Annotated in this window: 23 protein-coding genes; 9 read left to right on the top strand and 14 right to left on the bottom strand. The window is 73.3% G+C overall.

Annotation, left to right across the window (positions count from 1 at the left end; translation table 11 throughout):
• The first annotated feature begins 52 nt into the window (after positions 1–52).
• A complete protein-coding gene (locus BMZ92_RS10545) occupies positions 53–1,471 on the top strand; it encodes an AAA-type ATPase lid domain-containing protein (protein WP_091505717.1) in 1,419 nt (472 codons plus the stop codon).
• Here the strand turns inward: BMZ92_RS10545 and BMZ92_RS10540 are convergent, their stop codons facing one another.
• Complete coding sequence (locus tag BMZ92_RS10540; protein ID WP_091505715.1) at positions 1,472–1,777, bottom strand: STAS domain-containing protein; 306 nt, start codon at positions 1,775–1,777, stop codon at positions 1,472–1,474.
• Entirely contained in the window at positions 1,778–5,860 is a 4,083-nt protein-coding gene (locus BMZ92_RS10535; RefSeq protein WP_091505713.1) for a SpoIIE family protein phosphatase, read from the bottom strand.
• Positions 5,861–6,007: 147 nt separating this feature from the next.
• On the opposite strand from BMZ92_RS10535, the gene BMZ92_RS10530 reads away from it, so the two are divergent.
• The 3 genes from BMZ92_RS10530 to BMZ92_RS10520 are packed head-to-tail and all read left to right on the top strand — an operon-like array spanning position 6,008 to position 7,980.
• A complete protein-coding gene (locus tag BMZ92_RS10530; protein ID WP_091505712.1) occupies positions 6,008–6,289 on the top strand; it encodes an isoamylase early set domain-containing protein in 282 nt (93 codons plus the stop codon).
• A gap of 54 nt (positions 6,290–6,343) precedes the next feature.
• Entirely contained in the window at positions 6,344–7,366 is a 1,023-nt protein-coding gene (locus tag BMZ92_RS10525; protein ID WP_091505710.1) for an esterase-like activity of phytase family protein, read from the top strand.
• A gap of 38 nt (positions 7,367–7,404) precedes the next feature.
• Positions 7,405–7,980: a DUF2231 domain-containing protein gene (locus BMZ92_RS10520; RefSeq protein WP_091505708.1), complete on the top strand. Its 576-nt coding sequence runs from the start codon at positions 7,405–7,407 to the stop codon at positions 7,978–7,980.
• 84 nt (positions 7,981–8,064) lie between these two features.
• On the opposite strand, the gene BMZ92_RS10515 is transcribed toward BMZ92_RS10520, so the two are convergent.
• From BMZ92_RS10515 to BMZ92_RS10505, 3 genes are all read right to left on the bottom strand, one after another.
• Complete coding sequence (locus BMZ92_RS10515) at positions 8,065–8,511, bottom strand: DUF4383 domain-containing protein (RefSeq protein WP_091505707.1); 447 nt, start codon at positions 8,509–8,511, stop codon at positions 8,065–8,067.
• Positions 8,512–8,597: 86 nt separating this feature from the next.
• Positions 8,598–9,206, bottom strand: a complete 609-nt coding sequence (locus tag BMZ92_RS10510; RefSeq protein ID WP_091505705.1) for a class I SAM-dependent methyltransferase — start codon at positions 9,204–9,206, stop codon at positions 8,598–8,600.
• Entirely contained in the window at positions 9,206–10,216 is a 1,011-nt protein-coding gene (locus BMZ92_RS10505) for an NAD(P)/FAD-dependent oxidoreductase (RefSeq protein ID WP_091505703.1), read from the bottom strand. The genes BMZ92_RS10510 and BMZ92_RS10505 overlap by 1 nt, the downstream gene beginning before the upstream one ends.
• A gap of 106 nt (positions 10,217–10,322) precedes the next feature.
• Here BMZ92_RS10505 and BMZ92_RS10500 point away from each other — a divergent pair, with 106 nt between their 5' ends.
• Together BMZ92_RS10500 and BMZ92_RS10495 are read left to right on the top strand one after the other, a co-directional pair.
• Positions 10,323–10,577 carry a PASTA domain-containing protein gene (locus BMZ92_RS10500; RefSeq protein ID WP_143249841.1) on the top strand — a complete coding sequence of 85 codons (255 nt, stop codon included), beginning with the start codon at positions 10,323–10,325 and terminating at the stop codon, positions 10,575–10,577.
• 22 nt (positions 10,578–10,599) lie between these two features.
• A complete protein-coding gene (locus BMZ92_RS10495) occupies positions 10,600–11,535 on the top strand; it encodes an LLM class flavin-dependent oxidoreductase (protein ID WP_091505699.1) in 936 nt (311 codons plus the stop codon).
• A 1-nt stretch (position 11,536) separates the two neighbouring features.
• Here the strand turns inward: BMZ92_RS10495 and BMZ92_RS10490 are convergent, their stop codons facing one another.
• The 3 genes from BMZ92_RS10490 to BMZ92_RS10480 all read right to left on the bottom strand — a co-directional run bounded on the left by BMZ92_RS10490 (position 11,537) and on the right by BMZ92_RS10480 (position 14,308).
• On the bottom strand, positions 11,537–12,529 hold the full coding sequence (locus BMZ92_RS10490) for an asparaginase (RefSeq protein ID WP_091505698.1): 993 nt from the start codon (positions 12,527–12,529) through the stop codon (positions 11,537–11,539).
• A gap of 8 nt (positions 12,530–12,537) precedes the next feature.
• Positions 12,538–13,251 carry a FadR/GntR family transcriptional regulator gene (locus tag BMZ92_RS10485; RefSeq protein ID WP_091505696.1) on the bottom strand — a complete coding sequence of 238 codons (714 nt, stop codon included), beginning with the start codon at positions 13,249–13,251 and terminating at the stop codon, positions 12,538–12,540.
• 88 nt (positions 13,252–13,339) lie between these two features.
• Positions 13,340–14,308, bottom strand: a complete 969-nt coding sequence (locus BMZ92_RS10480; RefSeq protein WP_091506182.1) for an AraC-like ligand-binding domain-containing protein — start codon at positions 14,306–14,308, stop codon at positions 13,340–13,342.
• Positions 14,309–14,640: 332 nt separating this feature from the next.
• Between BMZ92_RS10480 and BMZ92_RS10475 the strand changes: the two genes are divergently transcribed.
• Genes BMZ92_RS10475 through BMZ92_RS10465 form a run of 3 tightly spaced genes read left to right on the top strand, consistent with a single transcriptional unit; the run spans position 14,641 to position 17,712 of the window.
• Complete coding sequence (locus tag BMZ92_RS10475) at positions 14,641–15,594, top strand: VOC family protein (protein ID WP_091505695.1); 954 nt, start codon at positions 14,641–14,643, stop codon at positions 15,592–15,594.
• A 1-nt stretch (position 15,595) separates the two neighbouring features.
• A complete protein-coding gene (locus BMZ92_RS10470) occupies positions 15,596–16,537 on the top strand; it encodes an alpha/beta fold hydrolase (RefSeq protein WP_091505693.1) in 942 nt (313 codons plus the stop codon).
• Positions 16,534–17,712 carry an acyl-CoA dehydrogenase family protein gene (locus BMZ92_RS10465; RefSeq protein WP_091505692.1) on the top strand — a complete coding sequence of 393 codons (1,179 nt, stop codon included), beginning with the start codon at positions 16,534–16,536 and terminating at the stop codon, positions 17,710–17,712. The genes BMZ92_RS10470 and BMZ92_RS10465 overlap by 4 nt, the downstream gene beginning before the upstream one ends.
• Here BMZ92_RS10465 and BMZ92_RS10460 read toward each other — a convergent pair.
• The 6 genes from BMZ92_RS10460 to BMZ92_RS10435 form a co-directional block, all read right to left on the bottom strand.
• Positions 17,697–18,530: an SDR family NAD(P)-dependent oxidoreductase gene (locus tag BMZ92_RS10460; protein WP_091505690.1), complete on the bottom strand. Its 834-nt coding sequence runs from the start codon at positions 18,528–18,530 to the stop codon at positions 17,697–17,699. The two genes, BMZ92_RS10465 and BMZ92_RS10460, sit on opposite strands and share 16 nt — an antisense overlap.
• A gap of 33 nt (positions 18,531–18,563) precedes the next feature.
• Positions 18,564–19,994: a serine/threonine-protein kinase gene (locus BMZ92_RS10455; protein ID WP_091505689.1), complete on the bottom strand. Its 1,431-nt coding sequence runs from the start codon at positions 19,992–19,994 to the stop codon at positions 18,564–18,566.
• Between the two features lie 4 nt (positions 19,995–19,998).
• Entirely contained in the window at positions 19,999–21,927 is a 1,929-nt protein-coding gene (locus tag BMZ92_RS10450) for a S9 family peptidase (RefSeq protein WP_091505687.1), read from the bottom strand.
• A 69-nt stretch (positions 21,928–21,996) separates the two neighbouring features.
• Positions 21,997–22,758 carry a choice-of-anchor protein CoaP gene (locus BMZ92_RS10445; protein ID WP_091505685.1) on the bottom strand — a complete coding sequence of 254 codons (762 nt, stop codon included), beginning with the start codon at positions 22,756–22,758 and terminating at the stop codon, positions 21,997–21,999.
• Between the two features lie 310 nt (positions 22,759–23,068).
• Positions 23,069–24,223: a PP2C family protein-serine/threonine phosphatase gene (locus BMZ92_RS10440; RefSeq protein ID WP_091505684.1), complete on the bottom strand. Its 1,155-nt coding sequence runs from the start codon at positions 24,221–24,223 to the stop codon at positions 23,069–23,071.
• On the bottom strand, positions 24,224–25,027 hold the full coding sequence (locus tag BMZ92_RS10435) for an alpha/beta fold hydrolase (RefSeq protein ID WP_091505682.1): 804 nt from the start codon (positions 25,025–25,027) through the stop codon (positions 24,224–24,226).
• Positions 25,028–25,030: the final 3 nt, after the last annotated feature.

Below are 25,030 nucleotides of genomic sequence, written 5' to 3'. Positions count from 1 at the left end.
CGGGTACCGTGGCGGAGCAGGCCGCAGCGACGCGAGCTTGGAGGTGCGGGAAGTGGCTCACGAACGCCCCGTGGCGGTTCCGGCGAGGCTGCGCGCGTCCTGGCAGCGCAGCGAGCGTTACGGCGTCCCGCCCGACGAGGTGCAGCCCGTGTTCACCGGCACGGTCGACGAGGGCTCGCTGTTCTACGAGTGCGGCAGCGAGGTGCTGCGCGGCCTGCACGCGACGCTCGCCAACGAGCCGGTGAGCCTCATGCTCACCGACAGCGAGGGCTTCGTGCTCAGCCGGTTGTGCGGCGACAGCACGATCCTGCGCTCACTGGACCGCGTGCACCTCGCGCCGGGGTTCTCCTACGCCGAGCGCAACGCGGGCACCAACGGCCTCGGGCTCGCCCTCGCCGACCGCGCGCCGTCCCTCGTCAGCGCCGAGCAGCACTACTGCTCCGGGCTGTGGGGTTACACGTGTGCCGCGGCCCCCGTGCTCGACCCCGCGACGGGTGCGTTGCTGGGCAGCGTCAACCTGACCACGTGGTCGCAGTCGTCGAAGGAACTGCTGCTCGCGGTCGCGCAGGCCGCGGCGGGCAACACCGCGGCGCTGATGATGGCGCGGGGTTCCGGGCACGCCGCCCGGCCCGCCCCGCGTGGCGAGGTGTTCCGCGTCTACAGCGACCGGCTGCCCGAGCCGCGGCTGTCCGGGGCGTGGCAGGACGCGCTCGCCGAGGCGGAGGGCGCGATCGCGCGGGGCAGGGTCGTGGTGGTGAGCGGGGAACCGGGCGTGGGCAAGACGGCGCTCGCGTCGGCGGCCCGGCGCGCGGTGCGGCCGCGGGAGCGGGTGCTCAACGCGCGCCCGCCCGCGCCGCAGGACGCCGACGCGTGGCTGGCGCTGTGGACGCCCGAACTCGGCAAGCCCGACACGTGTGTGATCATCTCCGGGGTCGACGCGCTGCCGGTGTCCGCGGCGGAGGAGCTGGCGGCCGCGCTGTCCGCAGTGCCCGCGGCGGTGCCGGCGCCGTTCACGCTGACCGCCGAGGACCCGGCGGCGATCCCGGACGTGCTGGGCGAACTCGCCGACACCGTCGTCGAAGTGCCCGCGTTGCGGTACCGGCCGGACGACGTGGAACCGCTGGCGCGGTCCTTCGCGGGGCGGTCGCGGTTCACCCCGGCGGCGATGCGCGCCTTGCAGGCGTACCAGTGGCCGGGGAACGTGCGGCAGCTGCGGGACGTCGTGCGGCAGGCGGCGACCCGCGCGGACGTGATCGACACGCGCCACCTCGCGCCGGAGGTGTTCACCGGCGGCACGCGGCGGCTGACGCGGATGGAGGCCGTCGAGCGCGACGAGATCGTGCGCTGCCTGACCCAGCCGGGCGCGAGCGTCGCCAAGGCGGCGTCACTGCTGGGCATGAGCCGCGCGACGATCTACCGCAAGATCGCCCACTACGACATCAAGGTCCCCGGCCGGAGCAGGCACGGCTGATCAGTCCACAATGGTCACCGTGGCGACCTCGGTCAGCCCCGACACGCGCAGCACCCTGGACAGCAGCGACGGCGCGACGATCCGCACGTCGTGGTCCTCGGTGCAGGCGAACAACGTCGACAGCGCCGAGCTGTCCAGGTAGTCGATCCGGGTCAGGTCCACCGTGACCGAACCGGTCCCCCGCACGGCCGCGGCGAGCGCGGCGCGGAACTCCTCCGCGTTGGTCAGGTCGATCTCCCCGGTGAGGGTGAGCACTCGGCCGCCGTCGGGGGCTTCGCTCAGCGAAGTCGTGAAAGCGGTGGGCATTTACCTGGTCCTCCACTGCAGGGTCACGGTCGTGCCGTCCTCGGAAGTGTCGACGGTGACCGCGCTGGCCAGCGCCCGCATCAGGTCGAGGCCGCGGCCGCGCAGCACGTGGTTGTCCGGCGGCGGGATCCGCCACCGGCCGCTGTCGGTGACGACGACGGTCAGCAGGCCGTCGTCCACCTTCGCGCTGAGCCCGACCTCGCGGGCCGAGTCCGGGTAGGCGTGCTCGACCGAGTTCGTGCACGCCTCGCCCACGGCCACGACCACGTCCTGCACCAGGTGCGGGTCCAGCCCGCTGCGGGCGCACCACTCCCGCAAGGCGGCACGCATCAGCGCGAGGCTTTCCGGCTCGGCGGGGAAGGTCTGCGCGTAGTCCGGCACGGGCCTGCGGTACAGCAGCAGCGCGACGTCGTCGTCGTAGCCGCATTCCGGCCGCAGTTCGCTCATCAGCCGCGACGCCAGGTCTTCGAGCTCCGCGGAGCGCCCCGCCTTCGCGATCTCCCCGGCCCGGTCGATGCCCTCGTCGAGCGACTGGCGGCGGCGCTCGACCAGCCCGTCGGTGTACAGCAGCAGCACCGCGCCCGGCGGCACGACGGCCGTCGCCTCGCGCCGCGGCCGCCCGATGCCGACCGCGAGCGGCACCCCGCCCGCCTCCTCCAGGCACCGCACGGCACCCGTCGCGTCGACGAGGATGCCCGGCAGGTGCCCGGCGCTGCTGTAGGTGAGCGTGCCGGCCTCCGGGTCGAGCACCCCGCAGAACACCGTCGTGCAGGACGCGCCGGGCAGCTGGTCGGCGAACCGGTCGAGCGCGGTGAGCGTGTGGCGCGGCCCGCCGTCCTCCAGCAGCAGGGCCCGGCACGCGCTGCGCAGCTGCCCCATGACCGCGGCCGCGGGCAGGCCCCGGCCCACGCAGTCGCCGACGACGATGCCGGTGCGCCCGTCGGGCAGCGGCACGACGTCGTACCAGTCGCCGCCCACCTCCAGCGGCGGCGTGGCGGGCTCGTAGCGCACGGCGTACCCGGCGGGCAGCTTCGCCGGGCCCAGCACCGAGCGCTGCAACGCGAGCGCGACCGCCCGCTGCTGGTCGGAGCCGTACGCGCGGCGCAGTGCCTGCGCGAGCGTGCCGCACAGCAGCGCGAACAAGGTCTCGTCCTGCTCACCCAGCGGCCGCGCCGGGTCGGGTTCCAGCCAGATCGCCAGCTGCCCGTCGGGGTGGTCCACCGTGGTGCCCACGCCGGGGGCCGCCTTCGGTCCGGTGGCGTGCCCGGGGTGCAGCGGAGGCAGCGCACGCAGGTCCTCGACCGTCTTGCGCAGCGGCCCCGGCAGGTCGTCCCACGACGCGGTACCGTCCTCTGTGGACACCGCGGAGGGCGCGGCGCCGGTGCGCCAGGTGACCGCCAGCACCCGCCGCGCACCCCACTGCGCGCGGAGGAACTCCAGCGCCTGCTGCACGACCTCGGGTTCGGCCGCCGCGCCCGCCAGGCGCTGGCTCAGCGCCGAGAGAGCGCTTTCCCGCTGGACGGCGTACCGCTCGGCCGTCACGTCGCGGACGGTGCCCACCACGCGGCGGCGGGACTGCTCGTCGTGGACCGCGTTGTAGTTCACCGCGGTCCACACGCGGTGCCCGTCGCGGTGCCGCAGCGGCAGCACGGCGCTGCCCGAGGGCTCGGCGAGCATCCGCTCCAGCGTGCCGCGCACTTCGGCGTGCCCGCCGGGGTCCTGCTCCGCGTCGGGCCACCACGGCTGCTCGACGGGGTAGGGCACGCCTTCGGGCCCGTAGCCGAGCAGTTCGCCGAACGCCGCGTTCACCTCGACGACGGTGCCCTCCTCGTCGGCGACGAAGAACCCCTCCTGCAACGAGTCGATCAACGCGGAGCGCCAGCGCGCGTGCTGCCCGCGCACCCGCGCCAGCTCCACAGTGGACCGGACGCGCGCGAGCAGCTCGCGGGCGGAGAACGGCTTGACCAGGTAGTCGTCGGCGCCGGCGGCGAGCCCCTCGATCGCGGCCTCCTGCCCGGCACGCGCGGACAGCAGCAGCACCGGCACCCCCGCCGTGCGCGGGTCGGCACGCAGCGCCGCGAGCAGCCCCAGCCCGTCGATCCCCGGCATCATCACGTCGCTGACGAGCAGGTCCGGCGGATCGGCGCGGACCGCGGCGAGCGCGGCCGCGCCGTCGCCCACGGCCCGCACCCGGTAGTGCGGCCGCAGCAGGCGGACCAGGTACTCGCGCATGTCGGCGTTGTCGTCCGCGACGAGGACCCGCGCGTGCCTGCTGTCCTGCCCGGCGGGCTCGTCCAGGGGCTCACGGTCTCCCGAGGTCTCGCCGGGCAGCCAGCGCAGCGCCTCCTGGACGAACGCCTCCGCCGACTGCGGGGAGAGCTCGGCCTGCGGCGTGGTCACCACCTGGTTGCCCGGCAGGTGCGCCGAGCCCGGCCGCAGCCGGATGGTGAACGTCGTGCCCACCCCGGGTTCGCTCTCGGCGGTGATCGTGCCGCCGTGCAGGTGGACCAGTTCCCGCACGAGCGCCAGCCCGATGCCGCTGCCCTCGTTCGAGCGCGCCCGCGCGGTGGGGATCCGGTGGAACCGCTCGAACAGCCGGGGCAGCTCGTTCGCGGCGATGCCGACGCCGGTGTCCGAGACCGTCACCACGGCCTCGCCCGCCTCCTCGCGCACCGCCACCCGGATCGCGCCGTCGAAGGTGTACTTCACGGCGTTGGACAGCAGGTTGAGGACGACCTTCTCCCACATGGCGCGGTCGGCGTACACGGGCGAGGACAGCGGGCGGCAGTCGACCTCGAACTCCAGGCCCGCCTTCTCCACCGCCGCCCGGAACAGGCTCGCCAGCTCGGCGGTCTCGCGCGCCAGGTCGACCGGCTCGTACCGGGCCTGCATCCGGCCCGCCTCGATGCGGGAGAAGTCGAGGAGGTTGTTCACGAGCCTGCCCAGCCGCAGCCCGTTGCGGTGCAGCACCTCGACCTCCTCGCGGAGGTCCTCGTCGGTGAGCCGCTCACGCAGCTCGTTCGCCGGGCCGAGGATGAGGGTCAGCGGGGTGCGGAACTCGTGGCTGACGTTGGCGAAGAAGCGCGTCTTGGCTTCGTCGAGCGCGGCCAGCTCCTCGGCACGCCGCTGCTGCTCCTGGTAGGCCACCGCCGAGTTGACCATCGCGGCGGTCTGCTGCGCGACGAGGCCGAGGAAGGTGCGGTAGGACTCGTCGAGCCGGCGCCGGGCGCTCGCCGCGAGCACCATGACGCCCACCGTGCCGGCGCCGGTCTCCCCCGGCAGCGGCAGCACCACCGCCTCGGCGGGCGGCCGCGCCCAGCCGCCGGACGGCAGCTCGCCGAAGCGGGCGGCGACGTCGGTGACGACGCGTGCCTCCCCGTCCTCGAGCACTTCCGCCAGCGGCCAGCCTTCCGGTGGCCGCACCGGCGCCGGGCTCACCGCCGCCCGCTCCAGCCGCTCGTCCGGGCCGCGCAGGTGGATCTCGGCGAACGGCACGTCCTCGGTGGCGCCGGACAGCACGTCGGCGACCTGCGCGCACGCCTCGGGCACGGTCCTGGCCCCGCCCGCCCGCGCCGCCAGGTCCCGCAGCGTGCCGAGGCGCCGTTCCCCGATCACCCGCCCGGTGGTCTCGCTGACCGCGGTGAACACACCCCGCACCGTGCCGTCGTCGTCGTGCAGCGGGCTGTAGGAGTAGGTGAAATACGCCTCCTCCAGGTAGCCGTGCCGGTTCATCGGCAGCAGGAGGTCCTCGGACCAGGTGGCCTCGCCCGTGTCGAGCACGCCGCGCAGCATCGGGCCGATGATGTGCCAGATCTCGTGCCACACCCGCTCACCGGGCTGGTCCAGCGCAGGGTGCTTCGCGCCGAGCAGCGCCGCGTAGGCGTCGTTGTAGAACACCCGCAGCTCCTCGCCCCACCACAGGACCATGGGGAACCGCGAGGTGAGGCAGATGCGCACGGCCGTGCGCAGGCTCGTGGGCCAGCGCGCGGGAGGTCCCAGCGGCGAGGACTCCCAGGCGTGGTCCCGCATCCTGGCCGCCATCCCACTGTCCCCCGGGAAAAGCGTGCCGAGGCCACCGCTCATCGCCACTCCTTTCGGGGTTGTGACCCTACCCGTTCTCCCTGCTTCCCACGCGCGCGGAAACGAACCCCGGTTCGGGTGAGAGGCTGTCGCGGCGGGCGCGGAGGCATTAAGGTGTGCGCTCCGCGTCGTGCTGCCGGGAAGGACCACATGATCACGCTGAAGAGGCTGCCGTTCGGCAAGGTCCGGGTGACCTTCTCGCTGGAGAAGGACCAGCCGCCGGGGACGACGAGCGTCGTGGGCTGCTTCAACGACTGGCGGCCGGGCAGCCACGTCCTGCGCCGCCGGTCCAACGGGCGCAAGTCCGCCTCGGTGACGTTGCCGGAGGGCAGTGTCGTGTCGTTCCGCTACCTGTCCGAGGGCGGCCGGTGGACCGACGACCCGGCGGTGCCCGATCGGGACCACGACGGCAACAACCGGCTCTCGGTCTGAATCCGTCGGCTCGCGTTCGGCCCGTGTTCGCCGGGGGCCGCTAGATTCCGCGGCATGGCTTCCCGTACCGCTGTGTCACTGGCCGTCGGCGCGCTGCTGGCGTGCGGCCTCGCCGCGCCGCAGGCCGCCGCCGCCACGCCGGCGCACTCCTGCTCGCGCTGGGTGGACATCGACTCGTTCTCCGACGCACTCGACAAGACGACCTTCGACGGCACGTTCGTCGGCAACCTGTCCGCGCTCGCGGTCGACCGCGACGGCGACCTCGCCGCGTTGTCCGACCGGTCCGCGCTGTTCACGCTCGACCGCCGGACGCGGCAGCCGGAGAGCGTCGTGCCGCTCGCCGACGAGAACGGGCAGCCGCTGGACTCCGAGGGCCTGGTCGTCGACCGTGACGGCACCCGTCTGGTCACGTCCGAGACCGAGCCGTCGGTGCGCCGGTACGCCCCCGACGGCAGGCTGCTGGGCCGCCTCCCGGTGCCGGACGCGCTGCGCGTGGCCCCGGCCGGGCGCGCCACCTCGAACGCGACGTTCGAAGGGCTGACGCTGCAGCCCGGCGGCCGGACGCTGGTGGCGTCGATGGAGCAGCCGCTGTCCGGCGACCAGGCCGACCTGGTGCGCTTCCAGACGTGGCAGCGCACCAGGGGCGAGTTCGCGCTCGCCGCCCAGTACGCCTACCGCGTCGATGTCGGCCTGGGCGTCGCCGAGGTGACCGCCACCGGCGACGGGCGGCTGCTCGTGCTGGAGCGCGGGTTCACCAGCGGTGTCGGCAACACCATCCGCCTCTACCTCGCCGACCCGCGGGGCGCCACGGACGTCAGCCGCGTGGACGAGCTGTCCGGGCAGGACGTGCGGCTGGTGCGCAAGACGCCGCTGGCCGACCTGGAGGACTGCCCGTCGCTCGGCGCGACCGCCAAGCAGCCGCAGCTCAACCCGCTGCTGGACAACATCGAGGGCATGGCCGTCCTCGGCACCGCGCCGGGCGGCCGGCTGCGGCTGCTGCTGGTGAGCGACGACAACCAGAACGCCGCCCAGATCACCCGGCTGTACTCGCTGACGGTGGCGCTGCCGCACCGCTGAGGGGATTCACCACGCGGGCGGGCGGGTACTTCGAGGCGATGAACCTGCATCGACTGCTCAGTGCCGCCGAGCGGGCCCGCGTGGTGGACCGGCCCGCCGGCGCCGTCGCCAAGGGGCTCCGCAAGCTGCTGCGCAACTCCCGGGTCGACGGCGCGCTGCGGGGCTCGTGGCTCGGTCACCCCGTGCACCCGCTGCTCGTGACGCTGCCCATCGGCGCGTGGGTCAGCGCCGCCGTGTTCGACTTCGGGTTCGGCCAGCCGCAGACGGCGCGGCGGCTGCAGGCGCTCGGGCTCGCGGCCACCCCGCCGACCGTCCTGCTGGGACTGGCCGACTACTCGGGGCTCGACACCACGCAGCGGCGGACCGGCGCGCTGCACGCGCTCGGCAACGCCGTGGGCGCCACCTGCTACCTCGCCGCGTGGCGGTCGCGGGACCGGACGGCGAACCGGGTCTGGAGCCTCGCGGGCCTGCTCGCCGTGTCGGCGGGCGGCGCGCTCGGCGGGCACCTGTCCTACAGCCAGGGCGCCGGGGTGCGGCGCTGGGAGTCCGTGCCGTTCCAGCGGCGGCCCCCGGTGGGCGACCCCGCGGCGGCGGGCTGGGAGCCCGCCCGGTAGCGACGGCCCGTTGCGTAGTCCGAAGTGGACGGACCGCTGAACGCGGTTGCGCCCGCTCCGGCCGGAGCGGGCGCTTGTGCCACGTCAGGCCCGGGTGGCCGCCCGTCGTGGGGACAGCAGCAGGCCGAGCAGGATCATCCCGACGGCCAGGCCGAGGTGCAGCCAGTTGTCGGCGGTGTTGACCGGCACGAAGTTCGCGGCGCTGTCGTGGTCGATCACCAGGCCGTAGATCCACAGGACCAGGTAGATCACCCCGCCGACGACGAGGTAGTTCCTGGCGCCGCCGGGTGTGCGGGCCAGCGCGAGGCCCGCGATCCCGAACAGCAGGTGCACGATGTTGTGCAGGACCGACACGGCGAACACGCCGAGCAGCATCGCCATCGAGTGGTGGCTCGCGAACGTCATCGTGTCGTAGTTCGTGGTCACGCCGGGGATGAACCCCAGGATGCCCACGAGCAGGAACACCACGCCCACGACGGCCGCGGCGACCTGCGAGGGGGCCCGGGTACGGGCGTTGACTGACGAGGTCATCGAAATCCTCCTGGGGAGTCCGGGCGGTGAAGTGACCGCAGGCTTCCCGGTCGTCGCCCGGATACTCCCGCAAGGGGTGATTTTCCTCAGTCCGCCCGCCGTGCCCGGAGCACGGCGTCGCCCACCGTCACCTCCTCCCCACTCGGATCGGTGGTGGTGCGGGGTCTCGTCTCGGCGACCTGGATCTCCCAGCCGTCGCCGAGCCGGGCCGCGACCGACTCGGGTGAGAAGTACCTGTCCGCGACGTCGGGGTGGTGCCGGGCGATGTGCTCGTGGTCGTGCCCCACCACGAGCAGCGTCCCGCCGGGCGCCACCGCCGCGGCGAGCCGGGTGAGCGCCCGCTCCAGCGCGTCCCCCGGCAGGTGCAGGTAATGGGTGGTGACCAGGTCGTACGGCGACGGCGGGGTCCACGTGGTCAGGTCGGCGTGCACCCACTCGACGTCGAGGCCCTCGACCTTCGCCTGGGCGGCGGCGCGTTCGAGCGCGACGGGCGCGATGTCGGCGCCCGTGACCCGCCAGCCGTGCCGTGCGAGCCACAGCGCGTCCCCGCCTTCGCCGCAGCCCGCGTCCAGCGCCGTGCCGGGCGGCAGCCCGGCCGCCTCGGCGACGAGCTGCGGGTTGGGGCGGCCGCTCCAGATCGTGTCGGCGGAGCGGTACCACTCGTCCCAGGAGTGCTGGTCGTCGTGCACCGCCATCACATCCCGTGCCGTCGGTCGCCGAGGACGAGCTCGGAGACCTGCCGTTCGACCGCCGCGGCCGCGCGCTGCTCCACCGCGCGGGTGGTGTCCTCCACCATCAGGTCGTTGTTGATCGCCGCTCCCGCGCCGAGGCCGGCCCCGGCCGCCACGATCACCTGCGCCCCGAGGTTGGTGACGTTGCCCGCCACCCACACGCCCGGCACGGCGGTCTTCCCGGTCGGGTCCGCGGGGACGTAGGTGCCCATGACCTGGCCGAAGACCGACTGCTCCGCGGTTTCCAGGCCCAGCGAGACGAGCAGCTCCGAGCGGGCCGTCATGTGCGTTCCGACGACGACAGCCTGCCGCGGCACGACCTCACCGGTCGCCAGCCGGACGCCGGTCAGGCGGTCATCGCTGGTCTCGACCGCGGCGACCTCGCCCTCGACCACGCGGATGTCACGCGCGGCCAGCTGCTCGCGGGCTTCGTCACCGAAGTCGCCCGCGGTGTGCCGGAACAGCACCAGGTCCCGCGTCCACTGCCGCCACAGCAACGCCTGGTGCACCGCGGCCGGCCCGGACGCGATGACGCCGATCGCCTGGTCCCGGACTTCCCAGCCGTGGCAGTACGGGCAGTGCAGCACGTCGTTGCCGAACCGCTCGGCGACGCCGGGGATCGCGGGCAGTTCGTCGACGAGCCCCGTCGTGATCAGCAGACGGCGTGCCACCACCGCCTGCCCGGTGTCGAGCGTGACGCGGAAGTGGTTGTGCGACAACGCTTCCGCCGCGGTCACCTTCGCGTCGGCGAACTCGCCGCCGTACCCGGCGACCTCCTCCCGGCCGATGGTGAGCAGTTCGCGGGGCGGCGTGCCCTCGCGGCCGAGGTAGTTGTGGATGTGCCCGGCGGGGGCGTTGCGCGGTTCGCCCGAATCCACCACGAGCACCGAGCGCCGCGCCCTGGTGAGCGCCAGCGCCCCGGCCAGCCCGGCCGCTCCCCCGCCGATGACCACCACGTCGTACTTGTCTTCCATGCCTGTCACTCCCTTCCACCGCGCACTATCCGGAGGCGGGAGGACCTTGACAAATATCTTTGCCGGTTTCGCAAAATGCCTGGCGCGCCCTGCTAGCGTCGGGGTGATGGCACGGGGCAGGGCGAAGGCCGAGCAGGCTCGTGGGGGCGGACTGGTGGAGGTGCCCGGTCTGCTGGGCCTGCACGTCGCCAAGGCCTTCGCTGCCGGGCTGCGCGCGGGGCTGGTGGTGAAGGTCATCGAGCCGGAGCCGGAGGACCGTCCCGTGCTGAGGCAGCGGCCCGCCCCCGGCACGTTCGTCGAACGGGGCAGCGAGGTCGTCGCGTGGACCACCGGTCCCGGCGACGGGCTCGTGCCCGCGTGAACTACCACTCCAGGAGGACCTCGTGACCCGTCTCGGCATTCGCATCCCGCGGGAGGCCCCGCCCGCCCGGCTCGTCGACCTGGCGCGGCGGGCGGAGCGGGCCGGGCTCGACGAGGTGTGGGTCGTCGAGGACTGCTTCTACGCCGGGGCGATCGCCACCGCCGCCACGGTCCTCGCGGCGACCGAGTCCATCGCCGTCGGCATCGGGGTGCTGCCCACGGTCGCCCGCAACCCGGCGATCGCGGCGATGGAGCTGGCCGCACTCGCCGAGCTGCACCCCGGGCGGCTGCTCCCCGGCTTCGGGCACGGCGTTCCCGCGTGGATGAAGCAGATCGGCGCGTACCCGTCGTCCCCGCTGGCCGCGCTCGACGAGACCCTCACCGCCGTGCGGCGCCTGCTGGCGGGCGAGCGGGTCTCGATGGACGGCAGGCACGTGCGCCTCGACGACGTGCGGCTGGAGTTCCCGCCCGCGGTCGCGCCGCCGTTGCTGGTGGGGGTCCGCGGCCCGAAATCCCTTGCCGTAGGCGGGAAACGCGCCGACGGCACGATCCTCGCCGAGCCCGCGGCGCCGGAGTACGTGCGCGCCACGCGCGAGATCGTCGGCGAGGAGCACACCATCGTCACCTACAACTGGTTCGCCCTCGACGAGGACGCCGACCGCGCCAGGGTACGCGTCCGCAAGGACCTCGTCGCGGCGCTCACGCCCAGCACCGAACCGCACCTGCGCCCGCTGCCGTTCGGCGGGGAACTCCTCGACCTCATGCGCGCGGGCCGGACGGACGAACTGCGTGACGAGTGGATCGACCGGCTCACGATCAGCGGTCCGCTCGAACGCTGCGCCGCCGCCGTCGACGCCCTGCACGAGGCGGGCAGCGAGTCCGTCGTGCTGCTACCGGTGCTGGACGAGCCCTTCGAGGACGCGATCAGCGCGGCAGGCGAGCTGGTCCGCAGGAGGTGAGTCAGGCCTCTGCCGCACGCACGAGTCCCACCGGCCGTCCCCCGCCGAGCACAGGGCTGGTGGCCAGCCCGTCGAGAGATCGCGCGCCGAAACCCAGTTCTCGCAACACGCGGACGGTGACCGGCATCCGCGCCCGGTCGCCCCCGTCGGCGATCTTGACGGCCACGCCGCGCCCGTCGGGCAGCCCCACGACCTGGACGGCTTCGGCTCCGTCCTTGGCCAGCAGCCCGGGCACGGCACGCATGAGGACGGTGACGTCGCGCCGGTCGCCCGCGACCATCCCGGGGTGCGCCCGCATCGCAGCGGCGACGGCGCCCTCGGGGGTGTCCGCGGCCGCCGCGGCCAAGCGCCCGTAGGCGCGAGCCATCGCGGTGAGCGAGTAGGCGAAGAGCGGGGTGCCGCATCCGTCCGTGCTGACCGCGAACGGCTCTTCTCCCACGAGTTCGGTGAGGGTGTCCTCGACGAGCCGCTGGAGCGGGTGCGCGGGATCGAGGTAACCGGCCACCGGCCAGCCGTTGACGACGCAGGTGGCGGCCATGGCGGCGTGTTTGCCCGAGCAGTTCTGCGCGAGCCGGGTCGGCGGGTGGCCCGAGCTGAGCCACCGCTCTCGTTCGGCCGCACCGTAGGGCAGGTCCGGGGTGTTCTCCAACGCCGACTCGTCCAGTCCGTACCTGGCGAGGATCCGGGCGGCGCCGTCCTGGTGCTCCGCGGCACCCGAATGGCTCGACGCGCTGAGCGCGAGGAGGTCGGCCGGCAGGGACAGCCCGGCGCGGACCATCGCCACCGCCTGCAACGGTTTCAGGGACGAACGCGGGTACACGGGCGCTTCCGGGTCGCCGATCACCAGAGAGGGCGTGCCGTCCGGGGAGGTCGCGACCGCCGAGCCGTAGTGGACGCATTCGACCAATCCACCGCGTGTCGTCTCGGCGACGGGCACGTGGCGCGGCGTACGCAGCTGCCCGGAGGACGCCGACGTGGTGCTGGGAGAGGCCATCGAAGGCGTTACTTCCTCTTGAGGATCGTGTCGAGCGCGGCATCGACGGCGGACAGGTGGTCTGCCATGGCGGCAGTGGCGTCGCGGGCGTCCCCGCGTTGGATCGCTTCGAGTATCCGGCGGTGTTCCTCGTCCGAGCGGCGTTGCCGGTCCGGCACCACGCTCAGCGCTCCGGACTGGCGGGCCAGCGCGTCCCTCATCTCGACGACGATGCTTTCGAAAACCTTGTTGCCGCTGGCACGAGCGATCGCCACGTGGAAATCCGCGTCGTGCCGGACCCAGGTTTCCGTACCGGTTTCCGCCGCCATCGCGGTGACGAGCGCCCCGAGCTGCCGGAGGTCGTCCGCTGACCGGCGTTGCGCAGCAAGGCCGGCGGCGGGGATTTCGACGTGAGGCCGCGCTTCCACGAGGTCGCGCAGCGAGTACTTCCCGAACCGGAGCCCGCCGGCGACCGACGATGCGACCACGAACGTTCCCCTGCCGGTTTTCGTTTCGGTGAGGCCGAGTGCGGCACAGGCCCGGAGCGCCTCACGCACGACCGGGCGGCTGACGCCGTACTGGGCGGCGAGCGTCGCCTCGGACTGCAGCTTGTCCCCGACCGCGTAGGCCCCGCTCTCGATGTCCTGCCTGATCGCGTTGACCACAGCTTCGGCGACCGGCAGCCGGGCGATGGGAGTGGCCTGAACCGTGCCGGACGGGCCCGAACGGCCTGGTGGTGCCATGAAATCCCCTGCCCAGAGGTGTAAGGCTGCTTGGCTGCCTTACAGGTTAGCGCAGACCCGTGGGGCCCTGGTCGACGACAGGCTCCGCCTAGCGCGGCAGGCGAGCCAGCGCGGCGCGCCGGTACTGAGCGGGCGTCCTACCGGTTTCCCGTTTGAACACCTGGCCGAAGTGCGACGCGCCGCGGAAGCCCCAGCGGGCGGCGATCGCGGCGACGGGCACTTCGGCCAGCGCCGGGTCGGCGAGATCGCGGCGGCAGCGTTCGAGCCGCCGCTCGCGGATCGCCGCCGCGACCGTCGTGCCGGTGCGCTCGAACAACACGTGCAGCTGCCGCGGTGAGACGAAGTGCGCCGCCGCGATCCGGGTGGGGTCCAGCTCCGGATCGCCGAGGTGCCGCTCGATGTACGCGCCGATCTCGGCCAGCAGCACGTCCCGCCGCTCCGGCTCGCGCCTGCCCAGCTCGGTCCGCAGCATGGTGGTCACCAGGTCCATCACCGTCCGCACCGCCGCGGGACCGTGCGCGCCCAGCCCCTCCAGGTTGCGGTTGAGGCTGATCAGCATCCCCCACACCGCCGCGGGCAGTCCGGGCTCGCACTCGAACGCCGTCGCCGTGATGCCGGTCGGCTGGTGCGGGCCCAGCCACGCCTTGGGGAACCGGATGCACGTCGACCGGTAACCGTCGCTCGCGGTCAGCGCGGCGGGCTCCGCCGAGTCGTACAACGCGAACAACCCGGGTTTCAGCACCGCCACCCGGTCCTGCTGCGCGAGCCGCAGCTCACCGGCCAGCTGCAGGGTCATCACGTAGAACCCGGGCTCCGCCGGGGAAATCGTCGTGCGGTCGCGGTAGGCGGCGTGGCGCTCACAGGCCATGTCCACGAAGTTGACCCCGCCCAGCGAGCGGTTGCGGATCGTGCCGGCGAACGCGCGCGGCCGGTCGCAGTCGAACCGGAAGCTCAGCACGCTGCGGCGCACGGCATCGGTCCACGACCCGAAAGCGACCTTCGTCCCACCGCGGCCGACGAGGTCGGCAGCGGGGATCTGTTCGGTCAGCGACGTCATCGTCACCTCCACCGCTCGGCGAACCCCACGGTAACCAATCCTGCGCGCATCCGACAGAGCCCTGCGCCCGCGCGAGATGACCACCGCCGCGGCCGCGCCTAGGTTGTGTTTCGAAGTGGCGGAGCCGCTTGCTGTGGGCCGTCAACCGGCACCGCCGCGGGTTCTGAGGCGGTGCCTCGCGAGGACAGCGCCTCCGTGGTGACCTGGCGGTCATGAGGAGGCGATCCCGGAGCGAGGAGCCGCCTCAGGTTCCGCTACCCGCACCGCCACGCAAACCACCTCAATACAGGCTCTAGCGGGACAACCGCAGTTCCTCACCGTGGAGGCACGTCATGGCATACGTCGAGGGTTCACACCACGTGACGCTGTCCGTGGGCGGGGCGCAGGAGGACGTGGACTTCCACGTGAAGGTCCTCGGCCTGCGCTTCATCAAGCGGACCGTGTTGTTCGACGGCTCGCTGCCGATCTACCACCTGTACTACTCCAACGCGAACGGCGACCCCTCCAGCGTGGTCACGACGTTCCCGTGGGCGCAGGCCGGGTTCTACGGCAAGCGCGGCACCAACCAGGCCCGCGAGGTGCTGCTGTCGATCCCGCACGACTCGATGGACTACTGGTACCGGCGCCTGACCGAGCACGACGTCGAGGTGACCAACTTCGAGCGGTTCGGCCAGCGGCGCCTGGCGTTCCGGCACCCGTCGGGCATCGAGTACGTGTTCGTCGGCAACAGCGGGGACGAGCGCGTGGGACACCCGGGTTACGGCGTGCCGCCGGAGTGCGCGATCCACGGCATCCACGGGGTCGGCGTGCACGTCGCGACGCCGGACCGGATGGTGGAGTTCGCGGACGAGTCGTTCTTCTCGCAGGGCCGACTGACCGAAGAGGGCGACGTGGCGGCGCTGCAGATCGGCAACGCGAAGTACGGCAACCACCTCGAACTCACGGTCAACCGCAAGGACGACCAGGGCACCTGGAGCTACGGCGCGGGCACCTACCACCACTTCGCGTGGAACGTCGACACGCTCGGGAACCAGGCCGAGGTCAAGTTCGACATCGAGGGCCGCGGCTACACCGACATCTCGGAGCTGAAGGACCGCAAGTACTTCATGAGCGTGTACGTCCGCACGCCGGGCGGCGCGTTGTTCGAGCTGGCGGTCACCCACGAGAACGGCGGCTGGACGTGCGACGAGTCGCCACAGGAGCTGGGAAAGCGCTTCCAGCTCCCCGAGCAGTTCGAGAACCGGCGCGAGGAGATCCTCTCGCGGCTCGAGCCGATCGAGATCTGACATGGCCGCACCCCACGAGACCGGCGGTCACGAGATCACCGTGCGGCGAGGTCAGTTCTGGGTACCGGGCGAGCGGGTCGAGGCCCCGCAGGGCACGGTGCAGCGCGGCCCGATGTTCGTGAGCTGGGAAGCACCGCTGGAGGTCACCCACCCGTACCCGCTCGTGCTCGTGCACGGCGGTGGCGGACAGCGCACCGACTGGACGGGCACCCCGGACGGACGTCCCGGCTGGGCCACGCGCTTCGTCGAAGCGGGCTTCGCCGTGTACGTCGTGGACCGCTGCGGGCACGGCCGCTCGCCGTACCACCCCGACGTCATCGGCCCGATGGGCGCGCAGATCCCTTACGAGGCGGTGGAAAACCTGTTCGCCTCGGAGAACACGACGTGGGACTACGACCAGCTGACAGCGGCGATGGGACCGCTGCCCGCCGACCTCGCGCTGTCGCAGCGCCTGGACGCCGACCGGCTGGCCCGCCTGCTGGACCGCACCGGTCCCGCCGTGCTCGTCACGCACTCCGCGGGTGGCCCGGTCGGCTGGCTGGCCACCGACGCGCGGCCGGACCTCGTCGTGGCGATCGCGGCGATCGAGCCGATGGGGCCGCCGTTCGTGGACTTCCCCGGGATGGGCCCGCTCACGTGGGGCCTGACCAGCGCGGAGATCACCTACGACCCGCCCGCCGCAACCCCGGAGGAGGTGCCCGGCAGGCGGATCCCCGCGCTGGCGGGCAAACCCGTCGTGGTCGTCACCGGTGGCGCGTCCGCCTTCGCCGGGTTCGCCCAGGAGATGGTCGAGTTCCTCACCACCGCGGGTGCGCACGCCGAGCGGCTGCACCTGCCCGACCACGGCATCACCGGCAACGGCCACGGGCTCGTCTTCGAGACCAACTCCGACGAAGCCGTCAAACCCGTCATCGAGTGGATTTCCAAGAGGGAGGCCGCATGAGTGAGCTGCACGTCAGTGACGAGTTCGACGGGCTGATCGCCCGGCTCGACGAGATCACCCCGCTGCTGAAGGACAACGCCGAGAAGGGCGAGGAGCTGGGCAGGCTCACCGACGAGGTGGCGCAGGCACTGCAGGAGACCGGCGCGTTCAAGGTGGGCATCCCGCGCGAGCTGGGCGGGTACGAGTTCTCGCCGCGGCAGGTGATCGAGACCATCGCCAAGGTCACCTACGCGGACGCGTCCGCGGGCTGGGCGTACATGGCGCTGCAGATGGTCACGGGCACCACGGCGGCCTACCTCGGGCCGGACGGCGTCGCCGACCTCTACCCCGACGTGCCCGGCGGCCGGTACGCGCGCATGGCGGGGCAGGGCACGCGGATGGGCAAGGCGGTGCGGGCCGACGGCGGGTACCGGATCAGCGGCCAGTGGTCGTTCGCGTCGGGGATCTCGATGGCCACGCACATCCACACCGCCGCCTTCTGCGAGGAGACGGGCCAGGCGCTGGTGTTCACGTTCCCCAAGGAGCAGGCCACGCTCGTCGACAACTGGGACGTGATGGGCCTGCGGGCCACGAACAGCATCGACTACGTGTGCGAGGACCTGTTCGTGCCGGACAGCCACGTGTTCGAGACGTCCACAATGGACGCGAAGCACGGCGGGGCGATCTACCGCGTGGGGCTGGCGAACATGGCGGGCATCTGCCACACGGGCTGGGCGCTGGGTGTCGGCCGCCGGATGCTGGACGAGCTGAAGGCGCTGGTGGCCAAGAAGACCGGCACCCCGGGCGCGACGGTCGACACCGGCCAGTTCTACGCCGAGTACGCCAAGGCGGAGGCGAAGCTGCGGGCGGCGGCCGCGTGGGCGATGGAGGTGTGGGCGGACAACGAGGCGACGCTGGACGCGGGTGAGCTGCTGTCGACGGAACAGGAAACCCTGACGCGGCTGATGCTGAACAACGCCACGTGGTCGGTGCACGAGGTCGGCCTGACCGCGTACAAGTGGGCGGGCACGGCGGCTCTGCGCCGCGGTGACCTGCAACGCTTCTTCCGCGACCTGCACGCGGGCACGCAGCACGTCACGTCGGGGCCGGTCGTGCTGCAGAACTGCGGCAAGTGGCTGGCCGGCCTCGCCCCGGACGCCCGCTGGGTGTTCCTGGACCTTCAGGCGCCGCGGTAGCGGGGCGCGGCCTTGGTGGCCGTCGAGGCGGACCGGACGCCCGCCTCGGCCGCCGCCCACGCCGCCAGCGCGGCGGGGTCGTCGAGCCCGGGAACGCAGACGACCTCGCCGCTGTCCAGCGCGGACACCGACGCCAGCACCACGTCCTCGGCGGGCATGCCGTGCTCGCCACGCTGCTCCTCCTCGGCGGCGACCGGCTCCAGGCCCGCCGTGAAGTGGAACTCCGTCGCGGTGAGACCGGGGCACACGACCTGGACCGCCACCGGCGAGTCCGGTCCGAGCTCCGCCGCCAGCGTGCGCGTGAAGGTCACCAGGTAGCCCTTCGTCCCCGCGTACGTCGCGCGGTGCGGCAGTGGGTCCGGCGGCACGGCACCGGCGAACGCGAGCAGGGACGCCACGTTGACGATCGCCCCGCCACGCGCCAGCAAACCGGGCAAGGCGGCCCGCGCGAGCACGGTCGGCGCGGTCACGTTGATCGTCAGGACCCGTTGCAGCAACCCGGGATCGACCTCGTCGAAGGGGCCGTAGCCGTTGATCCCGGCGTTGTTGACCAGCAGCCCGACGTCATCCGCTGCCACCCGCTCGGCGACGCGGGCGAGGTCGCCGGGTTCGGCGAGATCGGCGGTCAACGTCTCTACCGCGACGCCCGCCGACTCGCGCAGCCCGGCCTCGAGCGCGTCCAGCCGTTGCGCGCGCCGCGCCACGAGCGTGAGGTTCCAGCCCAGGCCGGCCAGCCTGCGCGCGTACTCGGCACCGATCCCCGAGGACGCCCCGGTGATGACCGCGGTCCGTCCGCCCGCCCGTACATCGAAAGCCATGCCCAGCCTGTTCCCGCTGTTCAGCGGCTCAAACTACGGCTTCTTGGCGTGCCCGAGCCTCTTCCCGTGCGCCACGTCGGGCCCCACCGGCACCGCCGGCGCCCGCACCTCGGTCACCACGACAGGCGGCGGTGCCGGTACCGGTGAGGGCGGCGGGGGTGGCGGTGGCGCGGGCGCGGTGCGCTCGCTCGTGACCAGCGTGTCCGCTCCAAGCAGCAGCCCCTGGAGTTCGACGTGGTGCACCTCGTGCACGCGGGTGCCGTCGGCGAGCAGCAGCTCCAGCCCCACGGTCACCGCCTCGCCGTCCGCTCGCGGTGGCGACACCACGGTCAGGCTCGCGACCTGCGCCCAGTACTGCCGGTAGCCGTCCTGCCCCTCGCCGCGGCGCTGCGCCGTCAACCGTCCCCACGCCTCGCCCGCGCGGGCCGGGAGCAGCGCGTAGTAGTCGGAGACCGCGCGCTCGCGGTCGGCGGCGGTGAGCACGGGCGCGACGACCGGTGGTGGCGGCGCGGCCGGGCTCGCTGTTCCGGCGGGCGGGGCGTCCACCACGAGGTACGCCAGCAGTGCCGCCGCCGCGAGGCCACCCGCGACCGTCGCGAGCAGCCACCGGCGGCGCGGCGCCGGTTCCGGCAGGGACTGCCCGTCCGCGATCACCCGCAGCAGGGTCGCCGCCTCGTCCGCGGTCGGCCGGTCCGCCGGCTCGGGGGCGAGCATCGCGGTCAGCACCGGGGACAGCGGGCCGGCCAGCTCCGGCGGCCGCAGCTCCCCCGCGGCGATGCGGAACAGGACGGCGTAAGGGTTTTCCGGATCCCGGCCGAACGGCGGAACGCCTTCGACGGCGTTGTACAGCGTCGCGCCGAGGGAGAACACGTCCGAACCGGGCGCCGGGCGTTTGCCGTGCACGGTCTCCGGCGCCAGGTACGTGGGCGTGCCCGCGACGACCCCCGCCGCGGTGATCGTCGCGTCCCCCACGGCGTGGGCGATGCCGAAGTCCGTGAGCTTCGCGCCTTCCTCGGACAGCAGGACGTTGCCCGGCTTCACGTCGCGGTGCACGATGCCGGCCACGTGCGCGGCGGCGAGCGCTTCGGCGATCTCCGCGCCGATCTGCGCGGCCTCCGGCACCGGCAGCCGCCCGCGCTCGGCGAGCACCTCCGCGAGGTTCCGCGCCTGGAGGTACTCCATGACCAGCACCGGGGTGCCGTCGTCCTCCACCACGTCGAACACCGCCACGGCGTGCGGGTGCTGCAGGCGCGCGGCGATCCGGCCCTCGCGCAGCACGCGTTCCCTGATCTCGTCGGCGCTCCCGTGGTCGGCCGGCACGACCTGCTTCACGGCCACCTTGCGCTGCAGGCGCTCGTCGAACGCCCGCCACACCGAGCCCATCGCCCCGCACCCGAGCTCGGCCAGCAGCCGGTACCGGCCCGCCACCAGTTCGCCGACCGCACCCGCCCGCGCAGAAGTCACCGGGTCAGCGTAGAGGCTCCTGACGGGTTCCGCCGGACAACGTGATCTCCCCGCCTTCCCCTGGGGGCAAGGGAAAACCGAGGATCTGGCTGTAGAAGTCCAGCTCCGCCCGCAGCGCCCGCCGGATGTTCTCCGCCCGCCGGAACCCGTGCTGCTCCCCCTCGAACAGCACGTACGCCACCGGCACGTCCCTGGCGCGCAACGCTTCGACGATCAGCTCGGACTGGTTGGGCGGCACCACCTGGTCCTCGGCGCCCTGCAACACCAGCAGTGGGCGCCGGAACGAGTCCACGTGCGAGATCGGCGAGCGCTCCACGTAGACGTCGCGGGCCGCCGGGTACGGGCCGATGAGCCGATCGAGGTAGCGGCTTTCGAACTTGTGCGTATCACGGGCCAGCACCTCCAGGTCCGCCACGCCGAAGAGGTCGGTGCCCGCGGCGAACGGCGTGTCCTCGCGGGCGAGCGCGGCCAGCGTCGTGAAGCCGCCCGCGGAACCGCCGCGGATCAGCAGTTTCCGGCCGTCGACGCGGCCCTGCCCGGCGAGGTGGGCGGCCGCCGCGAGGCAGTCGTCGACGTCGACCACGCCCCACGCGTCCCGCAGCTGCTCCCGGTACGCCCGGCCGAACCCGGAGGACCCGCCGTAGTTCACGTCCACCACGGCGAACCCGCGGCTGGTCCAGTACTGCACGCCCAGCGACAGCACGGGGACGGCCTGCGCGGTCGGGCCGCCGTGGATCACCACGAGCAGCGGCGGCCGTTCCCCCTCCGGCGCGGTGAACTCCGGGTTCGCCGGCGCGTAGAACAAGCCGTGCGCGACCCGGTCGCCGGACGGGAACGAGATCGGCTCCGGCACCGAGACGTAGGCCGGGTCGAAACCGGGGTCCCGTGGTGCGCGCAGGGTCTGCACCTCGCCGGTGGCCGACACGCGGTGCACGCCGGGCTCCTCGGTGGGTGTGCCTGCGACGACGAGCACCCCGTCGCCGTCGGGGCGGACCGAGTCGATCGCCGAGAACGGCAGGCCGAAGTCGGTTACGGGACCGCCGGGCTCGGCGACGGCCAGCCCGTCGTAGCCGCCGGACCAGCGGGCGAACACGATCCGCCCGTCGGGCAGCGGGACGTAGCGGGCGCTGCCCAGCTGCCAGGCCGGCATGCCGATCTCGGCGTCCAGCACCACGACGGGTTCGACCTCGCCACCGGGTGACCAGCGGTACAGGTTCCACCAGCCCGTGCGGTCGGACAGGAAGTACAGGCGCCCGTCCGGCGTCCAGCGGGGCTCGGCCACGGACTCCCCCGGCCCGCCCGCGACGACCGTGTCCTCACCCGAGCGCAGGTCCCGCACCGTGAGCACCGTGTCGTCCCAGGGCATCGACGGGTGCTGCCACGACACCCACGCCAGCGCGCCGCCATCGGGCGAAAACCGGGGCGCGGCCACGAAATCCGGCCCGCTCACCAGCACCTCAGGTTCTGCGGGCCGGTGCGCCGCCAGCCGCACGACCTCGTTGCGCACCTCGTCGCCGGTGTGCCGCTCGCGCACCGCGACGAGGACGTCCCCGTGCACGTCGCCGTCTGCGAACCGGTCGGCCCTCGGGCGCTCCGGTTCCGGCGTCAGCGGCACGGGTTCGCCGTCGGCCAGCCGGTACAGCCGCTGATCCTCCCAGTTGGCGTACCACAGGACCCCGTCGCGGACCCACCAGTCGCCGCCGCCGTACTCGTGCACCGCGGTGCGGGCGTTGTGGCCTTCGGGCAGCAGGTCCGTGCACGTGCCATCGGCGTCGCGGCGGACGAGCTGGGTGCGGCCGCCCTCGCCGGGGCGCCGCTCGGCCCACACGACGGCGTCGCCGTCCGCGTGGGCGCCCAGCACCCGCACTGCCCCGGCGACGACGAGGTCGGCGGTGATCGGAGTGGCCCAGGAACCGTAAGCGGAAGTCTGCACGGGCCCACGCTAGCGGGAGCCCGGACCCGCGGTCGCCGGCGACGGCGGCCGCGGGTTGCCGGACGGTGCTCAGGCCGTGCGGGACAGCACGCCGCGACGGCGGGCGACGCGGATCCCCGCCGGCACCGCGGCCACGCCGAGCAGGGCGAGCCCGGCCCACAGGCCGGCACCCGAGGCGAGCGGCACCGGCGCCGCGCCGAGGCCGCAGGTGGCCGAGGACACGACCACGTCCCCGGTGCCGAGCGAGCCGAGCACGCCACCGAGCAGCTTCACGTGCAGGGCGTTCACGGTCAGCGTGTCGTCGGCACCCTTGATCTGCTCGTTCAGCGTGATCGTCGCGACGGTGATCCCGAGCGCCCGGACCGGGACCACGGTGTTCGGGGCCGCGTCCGCCCCGACGGTGCCGAGGTTGCCGAGGTCGAGCCCGGCGAGCTGGGCGGAGCCGGTCACCCCGTCCGCCGTGCCCTGGCACTGCGCGGTGACCGCGTCCGCGCGGATCGTGCCGAGGAGCCCCAGCACACCCACGGACAGGTCCTCGGTGCTCGCCCGCGCGGCGACCACTCCCGCGTCGTCGCGCACGGCGGAGGTGCCGACCGTGCCGCTGTCGAGGATGCCCGGCACGGCGATGCCGACCGCCGTGGCGTCCGTCGTCCCGGTGGAGTCGCTCGGGGCGAGCCGTCCGGTTTGGACGGACGCCTGGCCGAGGAGCGTCACCCCGGCCTCCGCGCCGTAGGCCGATCCTTCGCCGGGAGCGGCGGAGGCGGGCAGCGCGCCCAGGAAGACGACCCCGACCGCGATGGCCGCGACGGCGCCGATCCTGCCTTTTCGCATCGATGTGCTCCGATTCTCTCCGCGGCCGTGCGGAACCAGGGTGGCCCCACATCGGCACGCGCCCCTCTAACAGGTGATCGGAGCGAAATCTGACTCGCCGGAGGAGATGTCCACCCGCGCGGGTCAAAATCCCGGAACGCCGACAGGTTCGGGACCGCGCCCCTTCTGCCGCAGACCACTGGTCGGCGTGGAAATCGCCAACTGCCAACGGGTTTCGTGACCCCGCGCCGCCGCGTCGGTACGGGTGGGAGGTACTCCCGGCGGGTGAGGTCCGGAGGGACCCGGGGTGTCCGGTGGCGGGGGGAGTTACCTACCTCGGCGGCACACCGATCGCCAGCAGGGCGACATCGTCGTCCAGGCCGTCGCCGAAGGTGGTGACCAGCCGGGTGAGCGCTTCGACCAGCGTGGACGCCGTCGCGGGGGCGAGACCTGCGGTGAACGCGTGCAGCGCCTCCTCGCCATAGCGGCCGCCGCCGCTGCGCGCCTCGAACAGGCCGTCGCTGTAGAGCAGCAGCGTGTCGCCGGGCGCGAGGTGTGCCGTGGTGGACGTGAACGTCGCCTTCGGCAGCACGCCCACGAGCTGGCCGCCGGGGGTGTGCAGCACGCCGAGCGTCCCGTCGGCACGCAGCAGCAGCGCGGGCGGGTGGCCGCCGCTCGCCAGCGCGACCCCGCACCCCGCCTCCCCCGGCACGAGCACGCCGAAGACCACCGTGCAGAACCGGGGCCCACCGCTGTACTCACGCTGCAGCGCGGCGTCCAAAGTAGACAGAACTGTTTCGGGATGCGGGTCCTGGACCGCGGCCGCGCGCAGCGTGTACCGGATCAGCGAGGTGAGCACGGCCGCCTCGGCCCCCTTGCCGCACACGTCGCCGAGGAAGAACCCCCACCGGCCGCCGGCGAGCGGGAACAGGTCGTAGAAGTCGCCACCGATGCGGTCCGCCGACTCGGGCTGGTAGTGCGCCGCGACCTGCATGCCCGGTGGCGCGGTCAGGCTCGGCGGCAGCAGGCTGCGCTGCAGCGTCGCCGCGAGCCGTTGCGCGCGGTCGCGCTCGCGGTCGGCGTCCTGCCGGGCCCGCAGCAGCTCGCGCTCGTACGCACGGCGGTCCCTGGCGTCGAACAGCGTGGTGCGGATCAGCACGGGCGTGCCGTCCTGACCGGTCTTCACGGTCGAGGTCACCAGCACCGGCAGCCGCGTCCCGTCGACCGCCACCAGGTCCAGCGCCACACCGCCCAGCTCGCCCTGCATCCGCAGCAGCGGCGCGAAATGCGTTTCGTGGTACAGCTTTCCGCCGACGGTGAGCAGGTCGGCGAACCGCAGCCGCCCGACGACCTCCTCGCGCCGGTACCCGAGCCAGCCCAGCAACCGCGCGTTGATCTTCGTGATGCGCCCGTCCGGCAGCGTGGACAGGTACCCGCACGGCGCCTGCTCGTACAGTTCCTCAGCGCTGTCCTCGGGAAGCTCCATTCAGCTCCCGTTCGCCGCGAACTCCGCGATCGCCTCCGCGGTCGGCCCGGGGGCGCTCAGCTGGGGGCAGTGCCCGATGGCGTCGAGGGTGACCAGCCGGCAGTCCGGGATGCGGTCCCGCACGTACGCGCCGACCTCCCGCGGCGCGAGGGTGTCGTGCGCGCACTCGATCACCAGCGACGGCACGGGCACCTTCGGCAGGTCGTCCCGGTTGTCGGACAGGAAGGTCGTCCGCGCGAACACCTTCGCCATCGCGGGGTCGGTGCGGCAGAAGGAGTTCGTGAGCTCCTCGGCCAGCTCCGGCCGGTCCGGGTTGCCCATGATCACCGGCGCCATCGTGGCCGACCACCCGAGGTAGTTGCTGTCCAGCGAGTCGAGCAGCTCCTCGATGTCGGCCCTGCTGAACCCACCGCGGTAGCCTTCGTCGTCCAAATAGGACGGTGAAGGTGTGAGCAGGACCAGCTTCGCGAAGCGCTCCGGCGCGGCGATCGTGGCCAGCACGCCGATCATCGCCGACACCGAGTGCCCGACGAACACCACGTCCCGCAGGTCCAGCTCCCGGCACAGGGTCACGACGTCCTCGGCGTACCCGTCCAGCGACGAATACCGCCGCGCGTCCCAAGCCGCCGGGTCCGCCCGGCCGGAGCCGACGTGGTCGAACAGCACCACCCGGAACCGCCGCGCCAGCGCCGGCACGACCAGCCGCCAGAGGTTCTGGTCACAGCCGAAGCCGTGGGCGAGCAGGAGCACCGGCCCGCCGGACTCACCCGTGACGACGACGTTGTTCCTGCTCCGCACATCCACGGG

The sequence above is a fragment of the Amycolatopsis sacchari genome (genome assembly GCF_900114035.1).
Lineage (GTDB): Bacteria > Actinomycetota > Actinomycetes > Mycobacteriales > Pseudonocardiaceae > Amycolatopsis_E > Amycolatopsis_E sacchari.
Note: the sequence above shows the minus strand (reverse complement) of the source record. Positions and strands in the feature narration are given on the sequence as shown.

Coding starts and splice junctions, on each gene's coding strand:
- BMZ92_RS10465 (WP_091505692.1), top strand. CDS start 16,534: ATGAGTGAGCTGCACGTCAGTGACGAGTTCGACGGGCTGATCGCCCGG.
- BMZ92_RS10535 (WP_091505713.1), bottom strand. CDS start 5,860: ATGAGCGGTGGCCTCGGCACGCTTTTCCCGGGGGACAGTGGGATGGCG.
- BMZ92_RS10510 (WP_091505705.1), bottom strand. CDS start 9,206: ATGGCGGTGCACGACGACCAGCACTCCTGGGACGAGTGGTACCGCTCC.
- BMZ92_RS10490 (WP_091505698.1), bottom strand. CDS start 12,529: ATGGCCTCTCCCAGCACCACGTCGGCGTCCTCCGGGCAGCTGCGTACG.
- BMZ92_RS10445 (WP_091505685.1), bottom strand. CDS start 22,758: ATGCGAAAAGGCAGGATCGGCGCCGTCGCGGCCATCGCGGTCGGGGTC.
- BMZ92_RS10540 (WP_091505715.1), bottom strand. CDS start 1,777: ATGCCCACCGCTTTCACGACTTCGCTGAGCGAAGCCCCCGACGGCGGC.
- BMZ92_RS10485 (WP_091505696.1), bottom strand. CDS start 13,251: ATGGCACCACCAGGCCGTTCGGGCCCGTCCGGCACGGTTCAGGCCACT.
- BMZ92_RS10505 (WP_091505703.1), bottom strand. CDS start 10,216: ATGGAAGACAAGTACGACGTGGTGGTCATCGGCGGGGGAGCGGCCGGG.
- BMZ92_RS10525 (WP_091505710.1), top strand. CDS start 6,344: ATGGCTTCCCGTACCGCTGTGTCACTGGCCGTCGGCGCGCTGCTGGCG.
- BMZ92_RS10500 (WP_143249841.1), top strand. CDS start 10,323: ATGGCACGGGGCAGGGCGAAGGCCGAGCAGGCTCGTGGGGGCGGACTG.
- BMZ92_RS10480 (WP_091506182.1), bottom strand. CDS start 14,308: ATGACGTCGCTGACCGAACAGATCCCCGCTGCCGACCTCGTCGGCCGC.
- BMZ92_RS10460 (WP_091505690.1), bottom strand. CDS start 18,530: ATGGCTTTCGATGTACGGGCGGGCGGACGGACCGCGGTCATCACCGGG.
- BMZ92_RS10470 (WP_091505693.1), top strand. CDS start 15,596: ATGGCCGCACCCCACGAGACCGGCGGTCACGAGATCACCGTGCGGCGA.
- BMZ92_RS10475 (WP_091505695.1), top strand. CDS start 14,641: ATGGCATACGTCGAGGGTTCACACCACGTGACGCTGTCCGTGGGCGGG.
- BMZ92_RS10515 (WP_091505707.1), bottom strand. CDS start 8,511: ATGACCTCGTCAGTCAACGCCCGTACCCGGGCCCCCTCGCAGGTCGCC.
- BMZ92_RS10440 (WP_091505684.1), bottom strand. CDS start 24,223: ATGGAGCTTCCCGAGGACAGCGCTGAGGAACTGTACGAGCAGGCGCCG.
- BMZ92_RS10520 (WP_091505708.1), top strand. CDS start 7,405: ATGAACCTGCATCGACTGCTCAGTGCCGCCGAGCGGGCCCGCGTGGTG.
- BMZ92_RS10530 (WP_091505712.1), top strand. CDS start 6,008: ATGATCACGCTGAAGAGGCTGCCGTTCGGCAAGGTCCGGGTGACCTTC.